Genomic DNA, 15480 nt, shown 5'->3' on the forward strand with positions numbered 1-15480 from the left:
CTTCTATGTCAATCTTCATTTGTTTTAGAAAGGGAGACGCAGCACTCCCCCGGCCTCGGATCCAGCCGCGCCCGGCCCGGGTTCTCGCCCATGCCCTCCAGCAGCCCCTGGCACAGCGCCAGGTTCATCGAGCACACCAGTAGCGGCTGCTCCCGCGCCAGCGCGTGGAAGGGGCAGTTGCGCAGCCGCAGCGCGCCGCCCTCGTCGTAGGGCTCGTAGCCGCGCCCGCGCAGCACCCGGTCCACGGGCTCGCCAGGATGCCGCCTGCCGATGCGCGCGCCCGCCCCCCGGGCCAGCTCCTCGGCCTGCTCCTCGGCGCCCAGCAGCTCCACGACACCGGCCAGCACCGAGGCGGGGGTGGCGTAGTCGCGCGGCGGCAGGCTGACCGACCGCTCGCCCCTGGCCCTGCGGTAGACCTTGGCCGGACGGCCGCTGCCCGGCCCCTTCTTGTCCGGGGCGCGAAAGCCGCTCTCCAGCAGGCCGGCCTCGACGAGCTTGTCCAGGTGGTGGCCGGCCAGCGTCCTGGACACGCCCGCGGCCTCGGCGGCCTCGCCCCTGCCGACGTCGCCGCCGCCGGCCGTCACGGCCTCGTACAGGCTGCGGCGGACGGGGTCGTGCAACAGGCCGAGTGCCTGGAGGTCGTCACTGCTCACAGCCGGAGTCTACGGAGGCTCAGTAGGCGGCGAGGACGTCCACGACGAACACGAGGGTGTCGGTGCCCTTGATCCCGTACGCGGGATGGCCCGGGGCGCCGTAGCCGTAGGCGGGCGGGACGATCATCAGCACCCGGCTGCCGACCGGCACCCCGACCAGCGCCTTGTCCCAGCCCTTGATCACGGTGCCGTCGCCGATCTTGAACGCCTTGGGGCGGCCGGCCGGCCAGGTCGCGTCGAAGACCCGCCGCCGCTCCCAGATCGTGCCCTCGTACTGGGTGACCAGGAGCTGCCCCGCCTGTGCAGGGCTCCCGTCGCCGCGCGCGAGCACCCTCGACTCGAAGCCGTGCGGCGGCGCGGCGTCCGGGATCGACACCTCCGGACGGGCGCCGCCGCTCACCCGTACGCCCTCCAGCGACCCGCCGAGCCCCTCGACCGAGGCGCCCTTGTGGTGTGCGCCCAGGATGTCCACGACGTAGAACAGGTCGTCCTCCGGGCCGATGCCGCGCGGCGGGTTCGTGCCGAAGCCCTGCTCGGGCGGGATGGCCGCGATCACCCGGCTGCCCACCGTACGGCCCCGCAGCGCCCGGTCCAGCCCCGGCAGCAGCCCGCCCACCGGGAAGGCCGCCGGGGTGCCGCGGTTGAAGCTGGAGTCGACCAGGCGGTTGTCCCGGCCGTCCCACACGTGGGCGGTGTACTGGACGATCGCCACGTCGTCGTCGCCGAGCCGGGAGCCCTTGCCCGTGGTCAGCTCATCGATCCGCAGGTCGGCGGCGGGTCTGCCGCCGGGGAAGACGATCTCCGGTCTGGCTCCGAAGGCGCCGCCCACCTTGAGGTCGAGGTCGCCCGCCGTCGTGCTCGTGCACCCGGCCAGCAGGAGCAGCGACACCAGCGGCGGCACGATCGTACGGCGGCGCATCGGTCCTCCCCACGACGGAGCGGCCCGGCGGCGAGACGCCACCGGGCCACGAGATGCTACCGCGTCGTCAGACCGGCCGTCAGGAGGCCGCCAGCACGTCCACCACGAACACCAGCGTGCTCTTGGCGGGGATGTTGTCCTGGGCCTGGTCGCCGTAGCCGAGGTCCGGCGGGATGCTCATGACGACCCGGCTGCCGACCGGCACCCCGGCCAGGCCCTTCTGCCAGCCCTGGATGACGTTGGCGAGCGGGAAATCGGCCGGCTGGCCGCGCTCCCAGCTGGAGTCGAACTGCTTGTCGGTGCCCCAGATCTTGCCCGTGTAGTGGACCGAGAGCGTCTGGGTGGGCAGCACCTTGGCGCCCGTGCCCTGGATCAGGGTCTTGACCACGAGCTCCTTGGACGGCTTCTCGTCGGTCTTGGTAGTCAGCGTCGGGGCCTTGTCGCCGCCGGGGCTGACGACCTTGACGCCCTTGAGGCTCTCGCCGGTCTCCTTGCCGGTGGCCGCCTTCAGCGCGGCTGGCCGGGCGCCGACCACGTCGAGCACGAACACCTTCGTCGGCTCGGCGCCGGCCGTGGCCTGCCCCTGCGGCACCGAGTCGTTGGCCAGCACGGCCAGCAGCCGGCCGCCGTGCTTGACCTTGGTGAAGCCCTCCTGGAGCACCTGCGGGAGCTGCTCGTTGACCGGGACGGTCTCGGGCTGCTTGGTGTCGTAGGAGGAGCCCTGGATCGCGTTGCCCTTGCCGTCCCAGTTGTAGACGGTCAGGTTGACGATCAGCTTGTCGCCCGACTTGACCTCCGGGCCGGTGCCCTGCTGGATCACCTCATAGGAGGACTTCGTCGCGGGCGAGCCGGCGGGGAAGGTCACCGTGGGCTTGGCGCCCATGTTCCCGGTGACCTTGAGCCCGGCCGAGCCGCCGGTGCTGGTGGCGGCGCCTCCGTTCGCCCCGGCGTCGGAGTCGCCGCACGCGGCGGCGAAGAAGATCAAAGGCACGGCTGCCAGTACGGCCAGAGCGCGGCGCATGGATTTCCCTCGGAAAGACGTCAGATTCGCGTCACCTTACCTGACTTCGAGGTAGGGCCGGGGTAAACACCACGCCCCGGCCGTGCCTCACATGCCCGCGATGAGCTTGTCCACCCGCTCGTCCACGCTGCGGAACGGGTCCTTGCACAACACCGTGCGCTGGGCCTGGTCGTTGAGCTTCAGGTGCACCCAGTCGACGGTGAAGTCGCGCCGCTTCTCCTGCGCCTTGCGGATGAACTCGCCGCGCAGGCGCGCCCTGGTCGTCTGCGGCGGCACCGACTTGGCCTCGAAGATCTTCAGGTCGGAGGCCACCCGCTCCACCGAGCCGCGCTTCTGCAGCAGGTAGAACAGGCCGCGCTTGCGGTGGACGTCGTGGTAGGCCAGGTCGAGCTGGGCCACCCGGGGCGAGGACAGCGGCAGGTCGTACTTCCTGCGGTAGCGCTCGATGAGCTGGTATTTCGTGACCCAGTCGATCTCGCGCGAGACCAGGTCGAGGTCGCCGGTCTCGACCGCGCGCAGCGTGCGCTCCCACAACTCCAGCACCCGGTGGGTGATGGCGTCGCCGCCGCGCCGGTCGACGAAGTCCTGGGCCTTGGACAGGTATTCCTGCTGGATCTCCAGGCTGCTGGCCTCACGGCCGTTGGCCAGGCGCACCCGGCGGCGGCCGGTCATGTCGTGGGAGACCTCGCGGATGGCCCTGATCGGGTTCTCCAGGGACAGGTCGCGCATCACCGTGCCGGCCTCGATCATGCGCAGCACCAGGTCGGTCGCGCCGACCTTGAGGAGCATCGTGGTCTCGCTCATGTTGGAGTCGCCGACGATGACGTGCAGGCGGCGGAAACGCTCGGCGTCGGCGTGCGGCTCGTCGCGGGTGTTGATGATCGGCCGCGAACGGGTGGTGGCGCTGGAGACGCCCTCCCAGATGTGCTCGGCCCGCTGCGAGACGCAGTAGACGGCGCCGCGCGGCGTCTGGAGCACCTTGCCCGCGCCGCACACGATCTGCCGCGTCACCAGGAACGGGATCAGCACGTCGGCCAGGCGGCCGAACTCTCCGTGGCGGCCCACCAGGTAGTTCTCGTGGCAGCCGTAGGAGTTGCCGGCCGAGTCGGTGTTGTTCTTGAACAGATAGATGTCACCCGCGATGCCCTCTTCGCGCAGGCGTTTCTCGGCGTCGACGAGAAGGCCCTCAAGGATGCGCTCGCCCGCCTTGTCATGCGTGACGAGTTCGATGACGTTGTCACACTCGGGTGTTGCGTACTCAGGATGGCTGCCCACGTCGAGATAGAGACGTGCGCCGTTGCGGAGGAAGACGTTGCTCGATCGGCCCCAGGACACGACCCGCCGGAACAGGTAGCGCGCGACCTCGTCGGGGGACAGCCTGCGCTGTCCCCTGAACGTGCAGGTCACGCCGTACTCGTTCTCCAGCCCGAAGATGCGACGATCCATCACCTCACACTATGCCCACGGATCGGCGAGCGGGAGAGATCTTCGCAGGTGTTTTCCGGCGCACGTCCCGTTTGCCGGATTTTCCAGCGGGCTTTACCAGGTCCGCGCCCGCCCCCGCGAAGCGCGGAACCGGGTCACGGGGTGTAGATCTCCTGAACCTTGACGATCTTGCCCTGGTACACCGTGATGAGGGACGGCTGCCGCTGCTTGGCGTGCCGCTTGACCAGGACGGACATGTCGCAGCGCTTGGCGCCCAGGCCGGTCTTGCGGTCGACGGTCATGGCGGTCATCGTCGGCTTGCAGCCGTAGGCCGACAGGAAGACGACGTCCTTGGCGATCGGGGAGGCGTAGGCGGTCACGTCGCCCTCGGGCGGTCCGACGAAGTAGCCCTCGGTCTCCACGGCCCGCTTCCACTTGATCGGCTCGTACTCGGCGGTGGTGCCGCGCACGTGGGTGATCCAGCCGCGCAGGATGCCGTTGCGGCGGGAGTGGATGCCCTTGGTGAAGTCGTGGCCGGGGTCGGCCTGGAAGCTCGTACCGAAGATCGCGGGCTTCTTGTACGCCGGGTAGGCCGCGGTGGTGCCGGCGTGGGCGGCGACGCCGGTCGTCAGCAGCGCGGCGGCGGCGGTGCCGCCGGCGAGGAGGGTGCGCATCACAGTGTTCACGCTTGCTGAGATCCTCTGGCGCCCGCCTCGGTTCGCCGGCGCGCGAGTGAGACAGGTCACACTCGTCGCCCTGCGTGTCCAGGGGGTCACGACGGAACAGGGCGAGGGCCGCCGTGGCGGCCCTCGCCCTGTTCGGGTGCCTTATGGCCTTACAGCGGCCCTGACCCGTCGTCCACGTCGCCCTCAGGGCCCGTGGGCGGGCCCGTAGGAGGCGCGGACGGGGGCGCCGTGGGAGGCGTGGCGGGCGGCTCCGCATCGGGGCCGGTCGGCGGGGTCGCGGGCGGAGTGGCCGGCGGGGTCGCGGACGTCGTCGTCTGGGCGAGCAGGCGCTCCAGGCGGGCGCCCGTGAGCCGCAGGAACTTGCGGTGCTCGCGGTTGCGGTCGAGCACCGCAACCTCCAGCTGCGCCAGCGGCGGACGCTCGCCGCCCGGCTCGGTGAGCGCGGCCAGCGCCACCTCCAGCGCGTCGGCCAGCGACATCGACTCGCGGTAGCGCTCCTTCAGCCGCCCGGCCACGGCGTCGGCCTGGCCGCCCATGGCCGCGAAGCCGTGCTCGTCGAAGACCGAACCGTCGAAGGTCAGCCGGTAGATGGCGTCGCCGTCGCGGTTGTCGCCGACCTCGGCGACGACGACCTCCACCTCCAGCGACTTGATCGACTCGGTGAAGATGCGGCCCAGGTTGGAGGCGTAGAGGTTGGCGAGCCCGCGGCCGGTCACGTCGGAGCGGTCGTAGGTGTAGCCGTTGATGTCGGCGTAGCGGATGCCGCCGAGGCGCAGCTCCTCGAACTCGTTGTAGCGCCCGACGGCGGCGAACCCGATGCGGTCGTAGATCTCACTGATCTTGTGCAGCGCCCGCGACGGGTTGGGCGCCACGAACAGGATGCCGTCGACGTACTGGAGCACGACGACCGACCGGCCCCGCGCGATGCCCTTGCGCGCATAGTCGGCCTTGTCCCGCATGATCTGCTCAGGGGACGCATATCCAAAAGGCATGGACACGTGCAGTGGTCCTTTCTAGCGCAGCGGGGCGATGGGGCCGTCGGGCGAGATCATCCGGGCCTCCAGCATCTGTTCGACCTGGGTGGCCACCTGCTGGTCGGTCAGCCTGCGGAAACCGTCGGCGTCGATCACCGACACGATCGGCCAGATCTTCCGCGACACGTCGGGCCCGCCCGTCGCCGAGTCGTCGTCGGCCGCGTCGTAGAGGGCCTGGATCACCGTCATCACCATGTCGTCGGCCGAGGCGCCGTCGCGGTAGAGCTTCTTCAGCGAGCCGCGCGCGAAGATCGAGCCGGAGCCGATGGCGTCGTACCTGTCACGCTCGTACGGGCCGCCCGCCACGTCATAACTGAAGATGCGGCCCTCGTCGCGGTCGGGGTCGTAGGCCGCGAACAGCGGCACCACCACCAGACCCTGCATCGCCATGCCCAGATTGCCGCGGATCATGGTGGCCAGCCGGTTGGCCTTGCCCGCCACCGAGAGCGTGCGGCCTTCCATCTTCTCGTAGTGCTCCAGCTCGACACGGTAGAGCCGGGCCATCTCGATGCCGGTGCTGGCCGTGCCGGCGATGCCCATGCACGAATAGTCGTCGGCGCGGAACACCTTCTCCACGTCACGCTGCGAGATGATGTTCCCCGAGGTGGCCCGCCGGTCGCCCGCCATCACCACGCCGCCGGCGAAGGTGGCGGCCACGATCGTGGTCGCGTGTGGAACCTGGTCGCCGATCGGAGTGGCCAGCGCCTGGTAACGCTGCGGCAGCAACTCGGGTGCATAAGAGCTGACGAGCTCCGTGAACGAGGAGTTTCCGGAGTTTCGGAAAAGCTGGTCCACCAAGCCGGCGGGCAGATCCCTGTTCGATGCCACGCGACTCCCTCCCAACATCAGTGTCTCTAGGCCGACCCTACTCATGTTGCGTCGCTGTCTGCACTTCCCACGATCAGCTCACGGCGAACCGTTCATCAGATCGTTTCTTTACGCCCGCCACACCCCGTGCGATTGTCGGTATGTCTGCACGTCCTGAACAGGAGGCCGACTTGCGACTCCCCAGCCGGCCCGCGCTCGTCGCGGCCGCCGCCGTCCTGGCGCTCACCTCCTGCGGCTCCGGCACCCAGTCCGGGGGCAGCATCACCCTCACCATCACCGCCAACTCCATCGAGGGCGGCAAGAACTCCGAGTCCGCCGCCTGGATCAAGAAGTGGGTCATCCCCGAGTTCGAGAAGACCCATCAGAACGTCAAGGTGCTCTTCCAGGGCAACGGCGTCGACGACGAACAGTACAAAACCAAGATCGCTCTCGACCTCAAGTCCAAGACCGGGGCCGACGTCATCGACCTGGACGGCATCTGGGTCGGCGAGTTCGCCCAGGCCGGCTACGTCAAGCCGCTCACCGAGGTCGGCGGCGCCGGCGTCGAGCAGTGGGAGGGCTGGTCGCAGATCCCGCAGGCCGTCCAGGGCCTCGGCATCTTCGACGGCAAGAAGTACGGCCTGCCCCAGGGCACCGACGGCCGCGTGCTGTTCTACAACAAGACCCTGTTCAAGAAGGCCGGGCTGCCCGAGACCTGGCAGCCGGAGAGCTGGCAGCAGATCATCGACGCCGGGACCAAGCTCAAGGCGTCCGGCGTGCCCACGCCCATCCAGATCAACGCCGGCACCGCCATGGGCGAGGCCACCACCATGCAGGGCGTGCTCCCCCTGCTGGCCGGCGCCGGGTCGGAGGTCTACAGCGCGGGCAAGTGGGCTGGCGCCTCCCAGGCCGTCAAGGACGTCCTGGCCTTCTACCAGCAGATCTACGGCGGCAGCGGCCTCGGCGACCCCAAGCTCCAGCAGGAGGCCAAGGGCCGCGACAAGTCCTTCGCCCAGTTCGCGGCCGGCAAGATCGCCATCCTGGCCGAGAGCGACTACTTCTGGCGTTCGGTCATCGAGCCCAAGGCCGGGGTCGCCCCCATGCCCGACCGCGACCAGGTCGTCGGCTACGCCAAGATCCCGGCCAGACAGCCCGGGGGCGGCATCCGCGGCCAGAACTTCGTCAGCATGTCCGGCGGCGCCGTACGCGTGCTCAACCCCTTCTCCAAGAACCCCAAGCTGGCCTGGGAGCTGCTGGCCTTCATGCACTCGGCCGCCGCGACCAAGTCGCAGCTGGCGGGGCAGGCCCGGATCAGCTCACGTACCGACGTCAACGAAGAGGTGCTGACCGCCGACCCCATGCTCAAGTACGTGGCCGACGAGGTGCTGCCGATCACCGCCTACCGGCCGGGCCTGGCCGTCTACCCGCAGGTCTCGACCGCGTTGCAGGAGGCGACGGCGGCCGTGGTCAGCGGTAAGAGCGCCGACGAGGCGGCCGCGGCGTACCAGGGCAAGCTGGAGGGACTGGTTGGTGGCGCGGCCAACGTCGGCGGCTGACGCCGCGGGGCTGGGCCGGGGCAGGGCGGTCGCGTTCGTCCTGCCCGCCCTGGTCCTGATCGGCGTCTTCCTGCTCTTCCCGGCTCTGTGGACCATCTACCTCGGCCTGACCGACTACCGGCTCACCGGTCTGGCCGCCGCCGACCCCCAGGTCGTCGGCCTCGGCAACTACACCGCGGCGCTGGCCGACCCGCGTTTCCTGTCCTCGTTGTGGCTCACCCTGCTGTACGTCGGCGGCTCGGCCGTCATCGGGCAGGCGGGGCTGGGGTTCGCGCTGGCCTGGATCCTGCGCACCCGTACCGGGCCGCTGCGCAGGATCGTCGAGGGCGCGGTGCTGCTGTCGTGGATCCTGCCGAGCACCGTGGTCGGCATGTTGTGGTTCGCGCTGCTCGACCGCGACGACGGCACGCTCAACGCGCTGCTGCACACGCCCGGGTTCGCCTGGCTGCTCGACTACCCGCTGCTGTCGATCATCGTGTTCAACGTGTGGCGCGGCACCGCGTTCTCGATGATGCTCTACTCGGCCGCCCTGGAGAACGTGCCGCCCTCCCACCTGGAGACCGCCCGGCTGGCGGGGGCGAGCGTGCCGCAGCAGCTGCGCGACGTCGTCCTGCCGACGATCAGGCGGCACGTCCTGACGAACCTGCTGCTGATCAGCCTGTGGACGTTCAACGACTTCACGCCGTTCGTGCTGACCGGCGGCGGCCCCGAGGGCCGCTCGGAGATCCTGCCCGTGTACGTCTACCGCGTCGCACTCCACGACGGCCAGCTCGGCGTCGGGGCCGCGATCTCCTTCCTCATCCTGCTGATCAACCTCGTCTTCGCCCTGGCCTACCTGCGGCTGCTGCGCGGACGCCGCCGCGCCCGAAAGGTCACCGAGGTCGCCGAGGTCGCCGCCGCCGGAGGACCGCCCGCATGATCCGCCACACGCTCGGGCGGCTGGCCGCCACCGTCTTCGTCGCCGTCGTCCTGGCCTTCTTCGCGCTGCCGATGCTCTGGCTGGCCAGCGCGCCGTTCGACGACACACCGACGATCACCACGTCGATCCCCGAGTTCACGCTGCGCAACTTCGCCGCCATCCTGGACAACCCGTACGCGCTGGGCTCGATCCGCAACTCCCTCATCCAGGGCGGCGGGGCCGCGGTGCTGGTCGTCGTGCTGTCGGCGCTGGCCGCCTACGCCCTGTCGCGCGTCCGGCTGCCCGGCCGGGACGCGCTGCTCTACCTGCTCCTGCTGCTGTCGTCCGTGGTGACCGGCACCGCGGCGATGGTGCCGATCTTCGAGCTGGCCACCCGGCTCGGGCTCATCGACACCCATCTCGGCGTCATCCTCGTGGTCTCGGCCGGCCTGCTGCCCGCCGCGATCTTCATCCTGAAGGACTTCATGGACGAGACACCCACCTCCTACGAGGAGTCGGCCCGGGTCTTCGGCGCCTCGTCGCTGCAGATCCTGCGGCACATCGTGGTCCCGCTCGTACGGCCCGGCCTGGCCACCATCGCCGTATGGGCGCTGGCCAGCGTGTGGGGCGGCTTCCTGTTCCAGTTCATCCTGCTGCGCGATCCCGAGAAGGCGCCCGGCTCGATCATCCTCTACACCCTCTACACCGAGGGCGGCGCGCCCCGGCTCGACCTCATCTCCGCCTTCTCCCTGCTGTACTCCCTGCCGGTGGTCCTCATGTACCTGTTCGTCTCCCAGCGGTACGGCTTCCGCTTCCACGGAGGAATCAAGCGGTGATCTCCCTGCACGGCCTGACCAAGGTGTTCCCTGGGGGCGTACGCGCGCTCGACGACCTCGCGCTCACCGTCGAGGACGGTGAGTTCTTCGCCCTCCTCGGCCCCTCCGGCTGCGGGAAGACCACTCTCCTGCGCACCATCGCGGGCCTGGAGAGCCCCACGTCCGGGACCGTCGCCATCGACGGCAAGGACGTGACCGCGCTGGCGCCGGGCGAGCGCGACGTCGCCATGGTCTTCCAGGACTACGCGATCTTCCCCCACATGGACGTCACCGCCAACATCGCCTACCCGCTGCGCATCAAGAAGGTCCCGCGTGCCCGGCGGGTGGAGAAGGCCGCCGAGGTCGCCGCCCGGCTCAGTCTCACCGAACTGCTGCTGCGGCGTCCCGCCGAGCTGTCCGGCGGTCAGCAGCAGCGGGTCGCGCTGGCCCGGGCCATCGCCTGCCATCCGGCCGCGTTCCTGTTCGACGAGCCGCTGTCCAACCTCGACGCCCGGCTGCGCCTGGAGGCCCGTACCTTCCTCAAGCGGCTGCAGCGCGAACTGGCCGTCACGACCGTGTTCGTCACCCACGACCAGGCCGAGGCGCTCGCGCTCGCCGACCGCATCGCGGTGATGTCCAAGGGCTCCATGATCCAGGTCGGCACCCCCGCCGAGATCTTCCACCGGCCGGCGACCACGTTCGTGGCCTCCTTCATCGGCTCCACCCCGATGAACCTGCTGCCCGCCCAGGCCACCGAGTCCGGGCTCAAGGTGGCCGGCGCCCTGCTCCCGCTGCCCTCCGGCCTGACCCCGGACGACGGGGCCGCCGTCACCTACGGCGTACGCCCCGAGTACATGGACCTGTCCGCCGCCGAGCGCCCGGACGCCTTCCCCGGCGTCGTCTCCGTGCTGGAGAACATGGGCACCCACACCCTCATCACCCTCGAATCCCCCGGCGGGCTCATCCAGGCCGTGGTGCCCGAGGGCGAGGAGCCGCCGCTCGGCGCCTCCCGCTGGGCGGTGCCCCGCCGCGCCCTCGTCTACCGCGACGACCGGCTCCTGTCACCCTGACCGCATACTGGATCCATGGCCAGGTCCTGGATCCTGCACGTCGACCTCGACCAGTTCATCGCCGCCGTCGAACTGCTGCGCCATCCCGAGCTGCGCGGCAGGCCCGTCGTCGTGGGCGGCTCGGGAGACCCGACCGCGCCCCGCACGGTCGCCGCCACCGCCACGTACGAGGCCCGCGAGCACGGCGTCCACTCCGGCATGCCGCTGCGCACCGCGCTGCGGCGCTGCCCCGACGCCGTCTTCCTGCCCAGCGACCCGCCCGCCTACGAGGCCGCCTCCGAGCGTGTCATGGCCGTGCTGCGCGAACTGCCGGTGCTCGTCGAGGTCTGGGGCTGGGACGAGGCCTTCGTCGGCGCGACCGTGGACGACCCCGAGGCGCTGGCCGCCGGCCTGCGGGCGGCCGTGCTGGACCGCACCGCGCTGAGCTGTTCCGTCGGCATCGGCGACAACAAGCACCAGGCCAAGCTGGCCTCGGCGTTCGCCAAACCCGGCGGGATCTTCCGCCTGACCGGCGAGAACTGGGCCGAGGTGATGAACGACCGGCCGACCGACGCGCTGTGGGGCATCGGCGCCCGTACCGCGAAGAAGCTCGCCGGGCTGGGCCTGCGCACGGTCGCCGACCTGGCCGCCGCCGATCCGGCCGAGCTGGCCCGCGCCTTCGGGCCGGTCAACGGGCCCTGGTACCACTATCTGGCGCTCGGCAGGGGCGAGGCCGAGGTGGTCACCACTCCCTGGGTCGCCCGCGGCCACAGCCGCGAGACCACGTTCGCCCGTGATCTCACCGATCGCGACGCCGTCGCCGCCCAGGTGGCCGAGCTCGCCGGGCAGGTCGCCTCCGACGCGGCCGCGGCGGGCCGTCTGTGCGCACGGGTGACGGTCAAGGTGCGCTTCACCCCGTTCCTGACGCGCACCCGGCAGTCCACGCTCCCCGTGGCCACGGCCGACGCGCGGGTGCTGACCGAGGCGGCGCTCGCCGTGCTCGGCCGTTTCGACCTCGATCGTCCGGTCAGGCTGCTCGGGGTGGCGGTCGAATACACCCCACCTGAGGCGTGAGCCCCGGCCTTCCCGGCCGGGGCTCATGCCTTCCCCTTGGTCAGAGCGGCGAGGACAAAGCCTGACTGGCCCTACTCTCCACCCTTTTGCACGTACGAACGCACAAATTCCTCTGCGTTCTCTTCGAGAACTTCGTCGATTTCGTCCAGGATCGCGTCGACATCGTCAGTGAGCTTCTCCTGTCGCTCCTGCACGTCCGGCGCCGCCGAGGCCTCGGTCTCCTCAACTTCGGTCTCACGCCGACCGGTCTGCTTCTGCCCGCCGGTGTCCTTGGTTGCCATGTCCTACCTCCGCTTGGGGGACTGCCTCTAGGCATATCTTCCCCGAACCGGGCGACATTTCGCGTCGAACACCCTGCGATCTTGCCTGCTTGACTGGATAGCTCTCCTATCCAATAATGGATCCACCTACCCACAAGGAGATCCCGACATGTCACCTTCTTCGCTGACCACGGCAGGTGTGCTCCTCATCACAGTCCCGACGATCGCGTTCGGTGGCGTGACCCTGCTGCGTTTCCTCATGCGCAACGAGCCGGGCTATCTGGACAACCCCGTCCGCAGGGGCCTGTGGCGGGCCGGGCACGCGCACGCGGGCGTACTGGTCCTGTTCAGCCTGGTCGCGATGTTGTACGTGGACCAGGCGAGCCTGTCTGAAGGCGTGAGGGCGTTGACGCGGATCCTCATCGTGGCCGCGCCCATCCTGATGCCACTGGGTTTCTTCCTGTCGGTGCTGCGCCCGCGCGACACGAAGCCGAACAGGCTGATCTGGCTCACCGCGGCGGGCGGCGCGTCGCTGGCGGCGGGCACGCTGACGCTGGGGATCGGCCTGCTGTGAGCCCCTCGCGGGGCCCGGTCTACTCCCCGCCGGTCAGCGCGGCGACCAGGTCGGCCGCGGTGTGGCAGCGGTCGAAGAGCTCGCCGACGTGGGCCTTGGTGCCGCGCAGCGGTTCGAGTGTGGGCACACGCTGCAGGGACTCCCGGCCGGGGATGTCGAAGATCACCGAGTCCCAGGAGGCGGCGGCCACCGACTCGCTGTACTGGCTCAGGCAGCGCCCGCGGAAGTAGGCGCGGGTGTCGGTGGGCGGCTGCTCGACCGCGCGCTCGACCTCCTCCTCGCTGATCAGGCGCTGCATGCGCCCGCGCGCCACGAGCCGGTTGTACAGACCGCGGTCGGGGCGGATGTCGGAGTACTGGAGATCGACGAGCTGCAGCCTCGGGTGGGACCAGGGCAGGCTGTCACGGGTGCGGTAGCCCTCCAGGAGCTCCAGCTTGGCGACCCAGTCCAGTTCGCGCGAGAGCTGCATCGGGTCCTCGGCCAGGCGGGTGAGCACGGACTCCCAGCGGTCGAGGACGTCCTTGTTCATCTCGTCCTGGGCGGTGCCGCGCTCCTCGACGTACTTGCGGGCCTGCTCCAGGTACTCCATCTGGAGCTGGACGGCGGTGAGCTTGCGGCCGTCGCGCATCGAGATCTCGTACCGGCAGGTCGGGTCGTGGCTGACCGCCCGCAGCGCCTGGACGGGGTTCTCCACGGCCAGGTCGCGGGTCAGGAAGCCCTCCTCGATCATGGCCAGGACGAGCGCGGTGGAGCCGAGCTTGAGGTAGGTGGAGATCTCCGACATGTTGGCGTCGCCGATGATCACGTGCAGCCGGCGGTACTTCTCCGGGTCGGCGTGCGGCTCGTCGCGGGTGTTGATGATGGGCCGCTTGAGCGTGGTCTCCAGGCCGACCTCGACCTCGAAGAAGTCGGCGCGCTGGCTGATCTGGAAACCCTCGCCGCGGGAGTCCTGGCCGATGCCGACCTTGCCCGCGCCGACGACGACCTGCCGGGAGACGAAGAACGGCGTCAGGTGCCGGACGATGTCGGCGAACGGCGTGGCCCGCCGCATCAGGTAGTTCTCGTGGCAGCCGTAGGAGGCGCCCTTGGCGTCGGTGTTGTTCTTGTAGAGCTGGATGGGCGCGTTGGACGGGATCGCCGAGGCGCGGGTGGCCGCGTCGTACATCACGCGCTCGCCGGCCTTGTCCCAGATGACCGCCGCCCGCGGGTTGGTGCACTCCGGCGAGGAGTACTCGGGGTGGGCGTGGTCGACGTAGAGCCTGGCCCCGTTGGTGAGGATGACGTTGGCCAGCCCGAGGTCCTCGTCGGTGAGCTGACTGGGGTCGGCGACCTCGCGGGCCAGGTCGAAGCCGCGCGCGTCGCGGAGCGGGTTCTCCTCCTCGAAGTCCCAGCGCGCTCGGCGCGCGCGGGCCGCCGAGGCGGCCAGGTAGGCGTTCACGACCTGGGAGGAGGTCACCATCGCGTTGGCGCCTGGCTGACCTGGTACGGAGATGCCGTATTCGGTCTCGATGCCCATCACCCGACGCACCGTCATGCAACACCCTCTGTTCGTCCGGATCTGCCTATCCGCCGTTTATATGCCCGAGCCTATGCCCTTCACAGTGCCCCGAGGCCACAGAGTTATGGCACCGACGCCTTTTCAACCTGTACGGCGGAGCTTGTTGTGGTTTGCGGGGATCTGCGGGGCTTGAGTAGTCGCTGGATCGGCCGTTCGGCAAAGGAGTAGATCAGATACGACAACACGACGGCCGCCACGGTCGTGACCAGGGCCACCGCCCAGGGGGGCAGGTCGCCGGTGAGCAACGGGATGAGCGCCGCCGCGGTGACCCCATGGAAGAGGTAAAGCGGGTAAGTGGTGGCCCCGAGCGCGGTGAGCGTCCTGGACGGTTTGAGCCTGATCAGGCCGAGGGCGACCAGGGCCATGGCGATGAAGATCAGGGTGATGGTGACGACCACGCTGGTGTCGGTGACCGGCATGTTCTTGAACCCGGCGGCGTCGATGCGGCGGTGTACGCGGTCCTGCGCGGCGGGGATGGCCATGGCGTACCCGGCGGCGACGTACAGCCACGGGAGCAGGGCCTTGCGGTTGCGGTGGATGAGATACAGGGCCATGCCGGCGACGAAATAAGGGGCGTAGTCGGGCATGAGGATCTCGTTCAGCAGGTCGTTCTCGATCATCCTGGCGGCCAGCGCGGCGGCCAGCCAGACGCCCGAGAAGACCAGCACCCGCCCGTACGTGACGCCCACGATCACCAGGATCGCGATCAGCAGGTAGAAACGCAGCTCGGCCCACAGCGACCAGTAGACGCCGCTGGCGTCGGCCACCTTGAACAGCCGCTGGAACATGGTGGCGTTCACCAGGTACTGGCCTGGTGAAAGTTTTGGGTCCAGCGCGGTGGCGCCGGTCAATCCGTACAGGGCCGCGACGGCGCCCAGGCTCAGCCAGTACGCCGGGTACAGCCGCACCAGCCGCGACCGGGCGAACGCCCCCAGCCCCCTCCCCCAGACCGTCATGAGGATGACGAACCCGCTGATGACGAAGAACAGTTCGACGCCGAGGATGCCCAGCCCGGCGATGGGGGCGAGCGGGGGGAACAGCGCCGCGGGCCGGGCTCCCCAGACCGAGGCGAAGGCCACCAGGTAGTGGAAGGCGACGACCGCCAGGGCGGCGACGAAACGCAGAAGGTCGAGTTCGGCCAACCGGCCGTC

At 69.8% G+C, this 15480-nt stretch carries 16 protein-coding genes; 6 read left to right on the forward strand and 10 right to left on the reverse strand.

The window, feature by feature from the left end:
* Positions 1 to 8: 8 nt before the first annotated feature.
* The 7 genes from IEZ27_RS29125 to prcB all read right to left on the reverse strand — a co-directional run bounded on the left by IEZ27_RS29125 (position 9) and on the right by prcB (position 6566).
* Positions 9 to 653: a helix-turn-helix transcriptional regulator gene (locus IEZ27_RS29125; RefSeq protein WP_189650167.1), complete on the reverse strand. Its 645-nt coding sequence runs from the start codon at positions 651 to 653 to the stop codon at positions 9 to 11.
* A 19-nt stretch (positions 654 to 672) separates the two neighbouring features.
* A complete protein-coding gene (locus tag IEZ27_RS29130; protein ID WP_189650168.1) occupies positions 673 to 1572 on the reverse strand; it encodes an FKBP-type peptidyl-prolyl cis-trans isomerase in 900 nt (299 codons plus the stop codon).
* A gap of 79 nt (positions 1573 to 1651) precedes the next feature.
* On the reverse strand, positions 1652 to 2593 hold the full coding sequence (locus IEZ27_RS29135) for an FKBP-type peptidyl-prolyl cis-trans isomerase (RefSeq protein WP_189650169.1): 942 nt from the start codon (positions 2591 to 2593) through the stop codon (positions 1652 to 1654).
* 87 nt (positions 2594 to 2680) lie between these two features.
* Positions 2681 to 4039, reverse strand: a complete 1359-nt coding sequence (pafA, locus tag IEZ27_RS29140; protein ID WP_189650170.1) for a Pup--protein ligase — start codon at positions 4037 to 4039, stop codon at positions 2681 to 2683.
* 134 nt (positions 4040 to 4173) lie between these two features.
* Positions 4174 to 4704 (reverse strand): hypothetical protein, encoded by a 531-nt coding sequence (locus tag IEZ27_RS29145; protein ID WP_229824443.1) that lies wholly within the window; start codon positions 4702 to 4704, stop codon positions 4174 to 4176.
* A 149-nt stretch (positions 4705 to 4853) separates the two neighbouring features.
* The gene (prcA, locus tag IEZ27_RS29150) at positions 4854 to 5696 is read right to left on the reverse strand and encodes a proteasome subunit alpha (RefSeq protein WP_189650171.1); all 843 of its coding nucleotides are present in this window, start codon (positions 5694 to 5696) and stop codon (positions 4854 to 4856) included.
* A 21-nt stretch (positions 5697 to 5717) separates the two neighbouring features.
* The gene (gene prcB, locus IEZ27_RS29155; RefSeq protein WP_229824444.1) at positions 5718 to 6566 is read right to left on the reverse strand and encodes a proteasome subunit beta; all 849 of its coding nucleotides are present in this window, start codon (positions 6564 to 6566) and stop codon (positions 5718 to 5720) included.
* A 170-nt stretch (positions 6567 to 6736) separates the two neighbouring features.
* On the opposite strand from prcB, the gene IEZ27_RS29160 reads away from it, so the two are divergent.
* Genes IEZ27_RS29160 through IEZ27_RS29180 form a run of 5 tightly spaced genes read left to right on the forward strand, consistent with a single transcriptional unit; the run spans position 6737 to position 11937 of the window.
* Entirely contained in the window at positions 6737 to 8101 is a 1365-nt protein-coding gene (locus IEZ27_RS29160) for an extracellular solute-binding protein (protein WP_221762512.1), read from the forward strand.
* Positions 8076 to 9020 carry a carbohydrate ABC transporter permease gene (locus IEZ27_RS29165; protein WP_189650173.1) on the forward strand — a complete coding sequence of 315 codons (945 nt, stop codon included), beginning with the start codon at positions 8076 to 8078 and terminating at the stop codon, positions 9018 to 9020. The genes IEZ27_RS29160 and IEZ27_RS29165 overlap by 26 nt, the downstream gene beginning before the upstream one ends.
* Positions 9017 to 9835: a carbohydrate ABC transporter permease gene (locus tag IEZ27_RS29170; protein WP_125642634.1), complete on the forward strand. Its 819-nt coding sequence runs from the start codon at positions 9017 to 9019 to the stop codon at positions 9833 to 9835. Before IEZ27_RS29165 ends, IEZ27_RS29170 begins: the two co-directional genes overlap by 4 nt.
* Positions 9832 to 10884, forward strand: a complete 1053-nt coding sequence (locus IEZ27_RS29175) for an ABC transporter ATP-binding protein (protein ID WP_189650174.1) — start codon at positions 9832 to 9834, stop codon at positions 10882 to 10884. Before IEZ27_RS29170 ends, IEZ27_RS29175 begins: the two co-directional genes overlap by 4 nt.
* A 15-nt stretch (positions 10885 to 10899) precedes the next feature.
* Positions 10900 to 11937: a DNA polymerase IV gene (locus IEZ27_RS29180; protein WP_189650175.1), complete on the forward strand. Its 1038-nt coding sequence runs from the start codon at positions 10900 to 10902 to the stop codon at positions 11935 to 11937.
* 71 nt (positions 11938 to 12008) lie between these two features.
* Here IEZ27_RS29180 and IEZ27_RS29185 read toward each other — a convergent pair whose 3' ends face one another.
* Positions 12009 to 12218 carry a ubiquitin-like protein Pup gene (locus IEZ27_RS29185; protein ID WP_020547596.1) on the reverse strand — a complete coding sequence of 70 codons (210 nt, stop codon included), beginning with the start codon at positions 12216 to 12218 and terminating at the stop codon, positions 12009 to 12011.
* A gap of 148 nt (positions 12219 to 12366) precedes the next feature.
* Here IEZ27_RS29185 and IEZ27_RS29190 point away from each other — a divergent pair, with 148 nt between their 5' ends.
* Positions 12367 to 12771 (forward strand): hypothetical protein, encoded by a 405-nt coding sequence (locus IEZ27_RS29190; protein WP_189650176.1) that lies wholly within the window; start codon positions 12367 to 12369, stop codon positions 12769 to 12771.
* Positions 12772 to 12790: 19 nt separating this feature from the next.
* Here the strand turns inward: IEZ27_RS29190 and dop are convergent, their stop codons facing one another.
* A complete protein-coding gene (gene dop / locus IEZ27_RS29195; protein WP_308427312.1) occupies positions 12791 to 14305 on the reverse strand; it encodes a depupylase/deamidase Dop in 1515 nt (504 codons plus the stop codon).
* An 86-nt stretch (positions 14306 to 14391) separates the two neighbouring features.
* Entirely contained in the window at positions 14392 to 15471 is a 1080-nt protein-coding gene (locus IEZ27_RS29200) for an acyltransferase family protein (protein ID WP_229824445.1), read from the reverse strand.
* Positions 15472 to 15480 lie beyond the last annotated feature (9 nt).

This window comes from Nonomuraea spiralis, from assembly GCF_014648435.1.
GTDB classification, from domain to species: Bacteria; Actinomycetota; Actinomycetes; order Streptosporangiales; family Streptosporangiaceae; genus Nonomuraea; species Nonomuraea spiralis.

Coding starts and splice junctions, on each gene's coding strand:
- IEZ27_RS29130 (WP_189650168.1), bottom strand. CDS start 1,572: ATGCGCCGCCGTACGATCGTGCCGCCGCTGGTGTCGCTGCTCCTGCTG.
- IEZ27_RS29135 (WP_189650169.1), bottom strand. CDS start 2,593: ATGCGCCGCGCTCTGGCCGTACTGGCAGCCGTGCCTTTGATCTTCTTC.
- pafA (WP_189650170.1), bottom strand. CDS start 4,039: ATGGATCGTCGCATCTTCGGGCTGGAGAACGAGTACGGCGTGACCTGC.
- prcA (WP_189650171.1), bottom strand. CDS start 5,696: ATGCCTTTTGGATATGCGTCCCCTGAGCAGATCATGCGGGACAAGGCC.
- IEZ27_RS29170 (WP_125642634.1), top strand. CDS start 9,017: ATGATCCGCCACACGCTCGGGCGGCTGGCCGCCACCGTCTTCGTCGCC.
- IEZ27_RS29180 (WP_189650175.1), top strand. CDS start 10,900: ATGGCCAGGTCCTGGATCCTGCACGTCGACCTCGACCAGTTCATCGCC.
- IEZ27_RS29185 (WP_020547596.1), bottom strand. CDS start 12,218: ATGGCAACCAAGGACACCGGCGGGCAGAAGCAGACCGGTCGGCGTGAG.
- IEZ27_RS29190 (WP_189650176.1), top strand. CDS start 12,367: ATGTCACCTTCTTCGCTGACCACGGCAGGTGTGCTCCTCATCACAGTC.
- dop (WP_308427312.1), bottom strand. CDS start 14,305: ATGACGGTGCGTCGGGTGATGGGCATCGAGACCGAATACGGCATCTCC.